This window comes from Streptomyces sp. NPDC127084 (assembly GCF_042724175.1).
Taxonomy (GTDB): Bacteria; Actinomycetota; Actinomycetes; order Streptomycetales; family Streptomycetaceae; genus Streptomyces.
Genome location: NZ_JBHXFA010000220.1, coordinates 1 through 8,679, shown reverse-complemented (window position 1 = coordinate 8,679; position 8,679 = coordinate 1). Strand labels below are relative to the sequence as shown.

8 protein-coding genes and 1 riboswitch are annotated in these 8,679 nt (G+C 69.9%); of the genes, 7 read left to right on the top strand and 1 reads right to left on the bottom strand.

Features of this window, described 5'->3' with window-relative positions; translation table 11 throughout:
• The first annotated feature begins 149 nt into the window (after positions 1 to 149).
• From shc to ACFWI9_RS31235, 6 genes are all read left to right on the top strand, one after another.
• Complete coding sequence (gene shc / locus ACFWI9_RS31260) at positions 150 to 2,258, top strand: squalene--hopene cyclase (protein WP_387167755.1); 2,109 nt, start codon at positions 150 to 152, stop codon at positions 2,256 to 2,258.
• Between the two features lie 2 nt (positions 2,259 to 2,260).
• Complete coding sequence (locus tag ACFWI9_RS31255) at positions 2,261 to 2,941, top strand: 1-hydroxy-2-methyl-2-butenyl 4-diphosphate reductase (RefSeq protein ID WP_387167752.1); 681 nt, start codon at positions 2,261 to 2,263, stop codon at positions 2,939 to 2,941.
• Positions 2,942 to 2,946: 5 nt separating this feature from the next.
• Positions 2,947 to 3,966, top strand: coding sequence for an adenosyl-hopene transferase HpnH (gene hpnH / locus ACFWI9_RS31250; protein WP_387167749.1), 1,020 nt, complete (start codon positions 2,947 to 2,949; stop codon positions 3,964 to 3,966).
• Between the two features lie 46 nt (positions 3,967 to 4,012).
• Positions 4,013 to 5,398, top strand: a complete 1,386-nt coding sequence (locus tag ACFWI9_RS31245; protein WP_387167747.1) for an aspartate aminotransferase family protein — start codon at positions 4,013 to 4,015, stop codon at positions 5,396 to 5,398.
• Positions 5,399 to 5,549: 151 nt separating this feature from the next.
• Positions 5,550 to 6,101 (top strand): helix-turn-helix domain-containing protein, encoded by a 552-nt coding sequence (locus ACFWI9_RS31240; protein WP_387167744.1) that lies wholly within the window; start codon positions 5,550 to 5,552, stop codon positions 6,099 to 6,101.
• A 10-nt stretch (positions 6,102 to 6,111) separates the two neighbouring features.
• Complete coding sequence (locus tag ACFWI9_RS31235; protein ID WP_387167741.1) at positions 6,112 to 6,252, top strand: DUF6126 family protein; 141 nt, start codon at positions 6,112 to 6,114, stop codon at positions 6,250 to 6,252.
• 19 nt (positions 6,253 to 6,271) lie between these two features.
• Here ACFWI9_RS31235 and ACFWI9_RS31230 read toward each other — a convergent pair whose 3' ends face one another.
• Positions 6,272 to 7,087 carry a tyrosine-protein phosphatase gene (locus ACFWI9_RS31230; protein WP_387167738.1) on the bottom strand — a complete coding sequence of 272 codons (816 nt, stop codon included), beginning with the start codon at positions 7,085 to 7,087 and terminating at the stop codon, positions 6,272 to 6,274.
• A 408-nt stretch (positions 7,088 to 7,495) separates the two neighbouring features.
• Positions 7,496 to 7,648, top strand: a riboswitch (cyclic di-AMP (ydaO/yuaA leader).
• A 4-nt stretch (positions 7,649 to 7,652) separates the two neighbouring features.
• On the opposite strand from ACFWI9_RS31230, the gene ACFWI9_RS31225 reads away from it, so the two are divergent.
• Positions 7,653 to 8,618, top strand: a complete 966-nt coding sequence (locus ACFWI9_RS31225; RefSeq protein WP_387167735.1) for a peptidoglycan DD-metalloendopeptidase family protein — start codon at positions 7,653 to 7,655, stop codon at positions 8,616 to 8,618.
• Positions 8,619 to 8,679 lie beyond the last annotated feature (61 nt).

Genomic DNA, 8,679 nt, shown 5'->3' with positions numbered 1-8,679 from the left:
CCCTGGATCGTGCGTGCCCCCCCCCCCCGGCCCGACCTCACCCCCCCCCCCCCCGACCTCGAGCTCCCCGGCGGCGGCCGGGCCCCCCCCCGCCCCCCCCCGACGGCAGACCCGCAGCAGCAGAGATCCGACTGCATGAAGGGGAAGCCATGACAGCGACGACCGACGGAAGCTCCGGGGCCCCAGGGCCCCGCGCAGCCGCGGCCGGAGAACCGACCGGCACACCTGCCGACCCGGCCCCACCGGCCGGTTCACCCCCGGATTCACCCCACGGCACGGCCGCCGGCACGTCCGAGCGGACCCAGTCCGCTCCGGTGGCGATGGGTGATGTGCTCTTCGCCGCCGAGCGCGCGGCGCAGCGGTCCGCCGAGTATCTGCTCGGCATCCAGGACTCCGGCGGCTGGTGGAAGGGCGACCTCGAGACCAATGTCACGATGGACGCTGAAGACCTGATGCTCCGCCAGTTCCTGGGCATCCAGGACGAGAAGACCACGCTGGCGGCGGGCCGCTTCATCCGCGGGCAGCAGCGCGACGACGGCGCCTGGGCCACCTTCCACGGCGGTCCGGGCGAGCTCTCCGCCACCGTCGAGGCCTATGTGGCGCTGCGCCTCGCGGGCGACCGACCAGGCGACCCGCATATGGACCTGGCGGCGGCCTGGATCCGCGGCCAGGGAGGAATCGCCGCGAGCCGGGTCTTCACCCGCATCTGGCTGGCGCTCTTCGGCTGGTGGAAATGGGAGGACCTGCCCGAGCTGCCGCCCGAACTGATCTTCCTGCCCTCGTGGTTCCCGCTCAACATCTACGACTTCGGCTGCTGGGCACGGCAGACCATCGTGCCGCTCACCATCGTCTCAGCCAAGCGCCCGGTGCGCCCCGCGCCGTTCCCGCTCGACGAGCTGCACACCGACCGGCACCATCCCAGTCCGGCCAGACCCTTCGCGCCGACGGCGAGTTGGGACGGCCTCTTCCAGCGTCTCGACAAGGCCCTGCACGGCTACCGCAGGATCGCCCCGCGCCCGCTGCGCCGTGCGGCGATGAACGCGGCAGCCCGCTGGATCGTCGAGCGGCAGGAGAACGACGGCTGCTGGGGCGGCATCCAGCCGCCCGCCGTCTACTCGCTGATCGCGCTCCATCTCCTCGGCTACGACCTCCGGCACCCCGTGATGCGCTCAGGTCTCGAGTCGCTCGACCGCTTCGCCATCTGGCGGGAGGACACGGCGGCGGGGGACGGCGGGCAGGGCGGCGGTCCGGTGCGCATGATCGAGGCCTGCCAGTCCCCGGTCTGGGACACCTGCCTCGCCACCATCGCACTCGCCGACGCCGGGCTGCCGGCCGACCATCCGGCGCTGGTGAAGGCCGCCGACTGGATGCTCGCCGAAGAGGTCGTCAAACGCGGAGACTGGGCCGTACGCAAACCCCGCCTCGCGCCCGGCGGTTGGGCCTTCGAGTTCCACAACGACAACTACCCCGACATCGACGACACCGCCGAAGTCATCCTCGCCCTGCGCAGGGTCAGGCACCCCGATCCGGAACGCGTCGAAGCCGCCATCGCCAGGGCCGGCAACTGGACACTTGGGATGCAGTCGAAGAACGGCGCCTGGGGCGCCTTCGACGCCGACAACACCAGCCCGCTGCCCAACCGGCTGCCGTTCTGCGATTTCGGGGAGGTCATCGACCCGCCGTCCGCGGATGTCACGGCGCATGTCGTGGAGATGCTCGCTCACGAGGGCCGCGCCCATCACCCGCGTACCCGCGCGGCCATCGAATGGCTGCTCGCCGAACAGGAGCCGAACGGTGCCTGGTTCGGGCGATGGGGCGTCAACTACCTTTACGGAACCGGCTCGGTGGTACCCGCGCTCGCCGCAGCGGGTCTGCCCACCGGGCACCCCGCCATCCGGCGCGCGGTCCGCTGGCTCGACTCCGTGCAGAACAGCGACGGCGGCTGGGGTGAGGATCTGCGCTCCTACCGGGACACCGCATCCGTCGGCAAGGGCGTGTCCACCGCGTCGCAGACCGCCTGGGCACTGCTCGCGCTGCTGGCGGCGGGGGAGCGGGACGGAAAGGCGGTCGAGCGGGGTGTCGCCTTCCTCAGCGAAACCCAGCGCCCGGACGGCTCCTGGGACGAGCCGTATTTCACCGGCACCGGCTTTCCCTGGGACTTCTCCATCAACTACCACCTCTACCGACAGGTCTTCCCGCTCACGGCACTCGGCCGCTACGTACACGGCGAGCCTTCCGCCCGCCGGAACGGGGTCTGACCGTGGACGCCCCGGACCCCGCCGCGTCCACCGCGCCGTCCGGCGACGGGGTGCCCGTGCTGCTGATCGCCTGCGCGCTCGGCATCGAGCGGCTCGCTCTGCGCGGCGGGCGCGGAGGCCATACCGGCGCCGCGGGGCCGGTGACCGTACTCCGTACGGGGATGGGTCCGGCGAAAGCACGACGCGCCGTCAGTCGCGCGCTCCTCGACCCCCGGCTGCGCGGTGCCGCCGTCCTGGCCTCGGGCTTCTGCGCCGGACTGGTCCCGGGGATGCATCCGGGCGACCTGGTCGTGGCCGCCGAGACCCGCGGCCCCTGGGGCGCCACTCCCTGCGACGGCGCCCCGCTGCTGGTGCGGGAGCTGGCCCGCGCCCTGCCGCCCGGGCACACCGTCCACTGCGGCCCACTCGCCGGGACCGACCACGTGGTACGCGGCCAGGAACGCACGGCGCTCGGTGCCACCGGCGCGATCGCGGCGGACATGGAGTCCGCCGCCACGCTCCACAGCGCCCTGAGCGCCGGTGTGCGCCCCGTTGCGGCCGTCCGGGTGGTCGTGGACGCTCCAGAGCATGAACTGGTCCGCATCGGCACGGTCCGGGGTGGAATATCGGCAATCCGTGTCCTGCGTGCCGCCCTTCCGGCTTTCCATGAATGGCACCGTTCTTCGCTGCTCCCCAGGAGGTGAGCCAGATGGCCATGCCGCTTCGCCAATCCATCAGGGTCGGGACCTACCTCTTCGAACAGAAGCTTCGCAAGCGGGAGAAGTTTCCGCTGATCGTGGAGCTGGAGCCGTTGTTCGCCTGCAACCTGAAGTGCGAGGGCTGCGGGAAGATCCAACATCCGGCAGGCGTACTCAAGCAGCGCATGCCCGTCGCGCAGGCTGTCGGCGCTGTGCTGGAGTCCGGCGCCCCGATGGTGTCCATCGCGGGTGGCGAGCCATTGATGCACCCTCAGATCGATGAGATCGTGCGGCAGTTGGTCGACCGGAAGAAGTACGTCTTCCTGTGCACCAACGCGATGCTGCTGCGCAAGAAGATGGACGACTTCACCCCGTCTCCGTACTTCGCCTTCGCCGTCCATATCGACGGGCTGCGTGAACGCCATGACGAGTCCGTCGCGAAAGAGGGCGTGTTCGACGAGGCCGTGGCGGCCATCAAGGAGGCCAAGCAGCGCGGCTTCCGGGTCACCACCAATTCCACCTTCTTCAACACCGACACTCCCCAGACCGTCATCGAGGTGCTGAACTACCTCAACGACGAGCTCGAAGTGGACGAGATGATGATCTCGCCCGCGTACGCCTACGAGAAAGCGCCCGACCAGGAGCACTTCCTCGGAGTCGAGCAGACCCGGGAGCTTTTCCGGAAAGCCTTCGCCGGAGGAAACCGGAGGCGCTGGCGACTGAACCACTCGCCGCTGTTCCTGGACTTCCTGGAAGGCCGGGTCGACTTCCCGTGCACGGCATGGGCCATCCCGAACTACTCGCTTTTCGGCTGGCAGCGGCCGTGCTATCTGATGAGCGACGGCTACGTACCGACATACCGTCAACTGGTCGAAGAGACCGACTGGAGCAAGTACGGCCGCGGCAAGGACCCGCGCTGCGCCAACTGCATGGCGCACTGCGGCTATGAACCCACCGCGGTACTCGCCACCATGGGCTCACTCAAGGAGTCGCTGAGAGCGGCCAGGGAGACGGTGACCGGCAACCGCTGACGGGGAGAGAGCGAGGGGTACGGGCGATGAGCGAGGGGTACGGGCCATGAGCGGGGGTTTCGACCTCGGGCGGCTGCTGAAGGAGCGCGGTGGCGAGCGCTACGAGCTGCACAGCCGCTATCTCAACCATCAGCTGCCGCGCATGCTCCACACCATCGGCTTCGACAAGGTGTACGAGCGCGGTGAGGGCGCGTACTTCTGGGACACGGACGGCAACGACTACCTCGACATGCTCGCCGGCTTCGGCGTCATGGGCCTCGGACGGCACCATCCGGTCGTGCGCAGGGCGCTGCACGACGTCCTCGACGCCTCGCTGGCCGACCTCACCCGCTTCGACTGCTCGCCGCTCCCCGGGCTGCTGGCCGAGAGACTGCTGACCCACAGCCCGCACCTCGACCGGGTGTACTTCGGCAACAGCGGTACGGAGGCCGTCGAGGCGGCCCTGAAGTTCGCCCGGTACGCCACCGGCAGGCCCAGGGTCCTCTACTGCGCGCACGCCTTCCACGGGCTGACCATCGGCTCGCTCTCGGTCAACGGCGAGGCGGGCTTCCGCGACGGCTTCGCCCCACTGCTCCCCGACACCGCCGTCGCTCTCGGCGATCTGGCCGCCCTGGAACGGGAGCTGGACCGCGGAGACGTGGCTGCCCTCATCGTGGAGCCCGTTCAGGGCAAGGGCGTGCACGAGGCCCCGCCCGGATTCCTGCGCGCCGCCCAGGAACTGCTGCGCCGCAACGGCGCCCTGCTGATCGCCGACGAGGTGCAGACCGGCATCGGCAGGACCGGTGACTTCTACGCCTACCAGCACGAAGAGGGGGTGGAGCCCGATCTGGTGTGTGTCGCGAAGGCACTCTCGGGCGGCTATGTCCCGGTCAGCGCGACGCTCGGCAGGGACTGGATCTTCAAGAAGGTGTACTCGTCCATGGACCGGGTGCTGGTGCACTCGGCGAGTTTCGGGGCGAACGCCCAGGCGATGGCCGCCGGGCTCGCGGTGCTCGCGGTGCTGGAGGACGAGCGCCTCGTAGCCAACGCGCGAGCCACCGGCGAACTGCTGAAATCGCGGCTCGCGGCGCTCGTGGACCGCTATGAGCTGCTCAAAGAGGTCCGGGGCCGGGGTCTGATGATCGGCATCGAGTTCGGCCGGCCGTCGTCGCTGCGGCTGCGCGGCCGGTGGACCATGCTGCAAGCGGCCCGCAAAGGGCTCTTCGCACAGATGGTGGTGGCGCCGCTGCTCCGGAAGCACCGCATCCTCACCCAGGTCTCCGGCGACCATATGGAGGTGATCAAGTTGATCCCGCCGCTGGTCATCGGGGCGGCGGAGGTCGACCGGTTCGTCACCGCGTTCACCGCCGTGATGGACGAGGCGCACGACGGCGGTGGGCTGATGTGGGACTTCGGCAGGACCCTGGTGAAGCAGGCCATGGCCCAGCGTTAGTCGCAGTTTTTGCCTCAGAGGCAAGAAATTTGCCTCTGAGGAAAGACCCTGGCGCAATGGACCCATGAGTCCCTCAGAGCCTCCAGAGCCTCCAGAGCCTCCAGAGCAGCCAGGGCGACAGTCGGGACAGCCGCCGGACGAACTGCCCGACATGGCCCCGCGGCTCCGGACCCTGCGTAGGCGCCGCGGGTTCACCCTGGAGGCGGCGGCCCGGCAGGCGAGCCTGTCACCCGCGCATCTCTCCCGGCTGGAGACCGGCCGACGGCAGCCTTCGCTGCCGATGCTGCTCGCCCTCGCCAGGGTCTACGGTACGACCGTCGCCGACCTGCTCGGCGAGCTCCCGCCGGAACGCGACTCCGTCATCCGCGGCGGCAGGATGGGCCCCGCCGAAGCCGACGGCTGGAGCTACCGGCAGGCGGGCGGCCGGGGGCGCGCCATGCAGGCCCTGCGGATGCGGGTGCCCTACGGAGCCCAGGGCGAGCTGGTGCGGGTCCACCCGGGCGAGGAATGGCTGTACGTCCTGGAGGGCCGGTTGCGCCTGGGTCTCGGCGACACCGTGCATGAGCTCGACCCGGGAGACAGCGCCCACTTCGACTCGCTCACCCCGCACCGTATCGCCGCCGCCACACCAAACGGGGTGGAACTGCTGTTCGTCCACACCCTGCTCCAGAGCCCCGACCCGCACGCCCACCCGCACAGCTGAGGAGAGCCGTATGTCCGACACACCCGGCAAGCCGCGATCGAGCGACCACAGGTTTCCGCTCGGACTGGCCGTCCGCCTCTTCGCCTATCTGGTCGCGGGCCACCTGTTCGCGGCGTTCCTGTATCTGCTGTTCACCGTGGGCGGGCAGTGAGCCCTGACCGGTGACGTGGTCAGACCGCTCCGTCGAGCAGACGGTCGCGCAGCCGTTCCCGGGTCCCGGGAGCGAGACCGAGCCCCTCGGACAGATAGCGCTCGGTGCCGCCCCAGGTCTCCTCGATGGTCTCGAAGGCAGCCGACAGGTACTCCGCACGGGCATCGAAGAGCGGCCGCAGCAGCTCCATGACCTCGGGGGACATCCCGGAGGGTGACGTGTCGCTGCGGCGCACCTTGTAGCGGCGGTGGGGATCGTTCGACTTCAGATAGTCGGCCTCGATGGCGTCCCGCTCGACGCCGACCGCGAGCAGCGAGATCGCGATCGACAGCCCCGCTCGGTCCTTGCCCGCCGCGCAGTGCATCAGGGCGGGGACGCTGTCCTCGGCGAGCGAGTGCAGCACCCGGCTGTGCTCTTCCGTCCGCTCCCTGACCATCCTCCGGTACGAGTCGGACATGCGGTCGGCCGCCTTGCCGTCGGAGAGGATCGAGCGCAGCTGCTCCAGGTCGCCGTCACGCACCATCTTCCAGAACTCGGCGCCATCGGCGGGGTCGCTGAGCGGGATGTTCAGGTTCCGCACCCCGGGCAGCTCGACGTCGGGCCCTTCCAGCTTGTGGTCGGCGGAGTTGCGGAAGTCGAAGATCGTGTGGAGTTCGAGGGACGCAAGGAACACGGCGTCGTCGGCTGTGGCGTGGGCGAGGTGCCCGCTGCGGAACAGCCTGCCGTGCCGCACCCGGCGCCCGTCCACGGTCGGCAGTCCGCCCACGTCCCGGAAGTTGCGCACGCCCGAAAGCTCGGGCTCGGTCGAGGGGACCTGGGGCAGCTGCTGCGTCACGGGGGCTCCTCCGTGTCTGCGGTGGGCGTCGCGCGCCGACGACGGTGTGCACCTGACCATACGACATGCATTCCCCAAAAAATCACCCCGCCCGGCGTGCTCCCATCTGAGTTGAATGCGGCTTCTGTCCGATTTGATTAATTCGAGCAGAGCGCACCGATTGGTAATGAGATGGTATTCCCGTCGTGAGCGGGATCATATTCGTGACGGTCCGTTGTTGTGTCTCCCCATCAAAACCCTTTGCCGGTAAGCCAGTCAAAGATCCGTAATCCACGCAGAGTGACCATAAAGTCCCCGTTGATATCGCACGGGCGAATGCCTACCGAATGGGAATGCTTGTACGGCTCGTCCGACTCGCCTACGGTCGCCGCAATCCGGTCGGACCGCCGAATCCTGCCGCCGTCCGGAATTCCGCACACACCCACGCGTGGCAGGAGCGGGGGACCCAGGTAAGCCGCCGTCCCGGGATACCGGACGGCTAGGGGTGCAGTCGCGCATCGCGCGGCCGGGCAGCTCCAGCCCGAATCCGACAGCTCACCTCGCAGGCGCCGGAGAGGAATTCGCCATGCCCGGACGGGGTAAGCACCGCCGACCGAAGACCAGCCCGCTCGCCCGCGGATTCGTCGCCGCGGGTACCGGTGGGGCCGCCATAGCACTCCCGCTCGTCGGCGCCGCGGGCGCGGCGCACGCCACGGGGCAGTCCGCTCCCGCGGCCACCGCCGAGCACACCGCCGCCGTCGCCCACCAGGCCGCCGCACCGCGGGCGGTCGCGGCACCGAAGCCGCCCAAGACCTACACGGTCGCTCCCGGCGACTACCTCTCCAAGATCGCCGTCGAGCAGCAGGTAAGCGGCGGCTGGAAGAAGCTGTACGCCGACAACCGCGAGGCCGTCGGCGAGAACCCCTCGCTGATCCACCCCGGCCTCAAGCTCACCCTTAGCGCCCCGGCGAAGGCCGAGGCCCCGGCGGAGCGTCCCGCCCAGGCGCCGGCGAAGCAGGATCGCGCCTCGCGCACGGCCGACCGCACCGCCGACGCCCCCAAGGCCGCTCCGGCGGCGCCGAAGGCCAAGGCCGAGGCCAAGGTCGAAGCCGCCGCAGCCGAAGCCCCGGCCGCACAGAGCAAGGGGTCCTTCTACTCCGCGCCGGTCACCGGAGGCATCAGCACCGCCTACCGCACCCCGGGCGCCATGTGGTCCAGCGGCTACCACACCGGTCTCGACTTCATCGCCTCCACCGGCACCTCGGTCAAGTCCGTCGGCCCCGGCTCCGTCGTCTCGGCCGGATGGGCGGGCGCGTACGGCAACCAGGTCGTCATCCGGCACACCGACGGCACGTACTCCCAGTACGCCCACCTCTCCTCCCTGTCCATCTCGGCGGGGCAGAGCGTGAGCGGCGGACAGCAGATCGGTCTCTCCGGCTCCACCGGCAACTCCACCGGTCCGCACCTCCACTTCGAGATCCGCACCACGCCCGACTACGGCTCGGACATCGACCCGCTGGCCTACCTCCGGCAGAACGGCGTCCGCCTCTGATGCCACCATCCGACTGACGCTACGTCAGTGACGTCCGCCGCTCCCCACCTGACGCGGGGAG

What these genes read in the sequence shown, in the direction of transcription:
- hpnH (WP_387167749.1), top strand. Translation starts at nt 2,947, where the DNA reads ATGGCCATGCCGCTTCGCCAATCCATCAGGGTCGGGACCTACCTCTTC.
- ACFWI9_RS31225 (WP_387167735.1), top strand. Translation starts at nt 7,653, where the DNA reads ATGCCCGGACGGGGTAAGCACCGCCGACCGAAGACCAGCCCGCTCGCC.
- shc (WP_387167755.1), top strand. Translation starts at nt 150, where the DNA reads ATGACAGCGACGACCGACGGAAGCTCCGGGGCCCCAGGGCCCCGCGCA.
- ACFWI9_RS31245 (WP_387167747.1), top strand. Translation starts at nt 4,013, where the DNA reads ATGAGCGGGGGTTTCGACCTCGGGCGGCTGCTGAAGGAGCGCGGTGGC.
- ACFWI9_RS31235 (WP_387167741.1), top strand. Translation starts at nt 6,112, where the DNA reads ATGTCCGACACACCCGGCAAGCCGCGATCGAGCGACCACAGGTTTCCG.
- ACFWI9_RS31240 (WP_387167744.1), top strand. Translation starts at nt 5,550, where the DNA reads ATGGCCCCGCGGCTCCGGACCCTGCGTAGGCGCCGCGGGTTCACCCTG.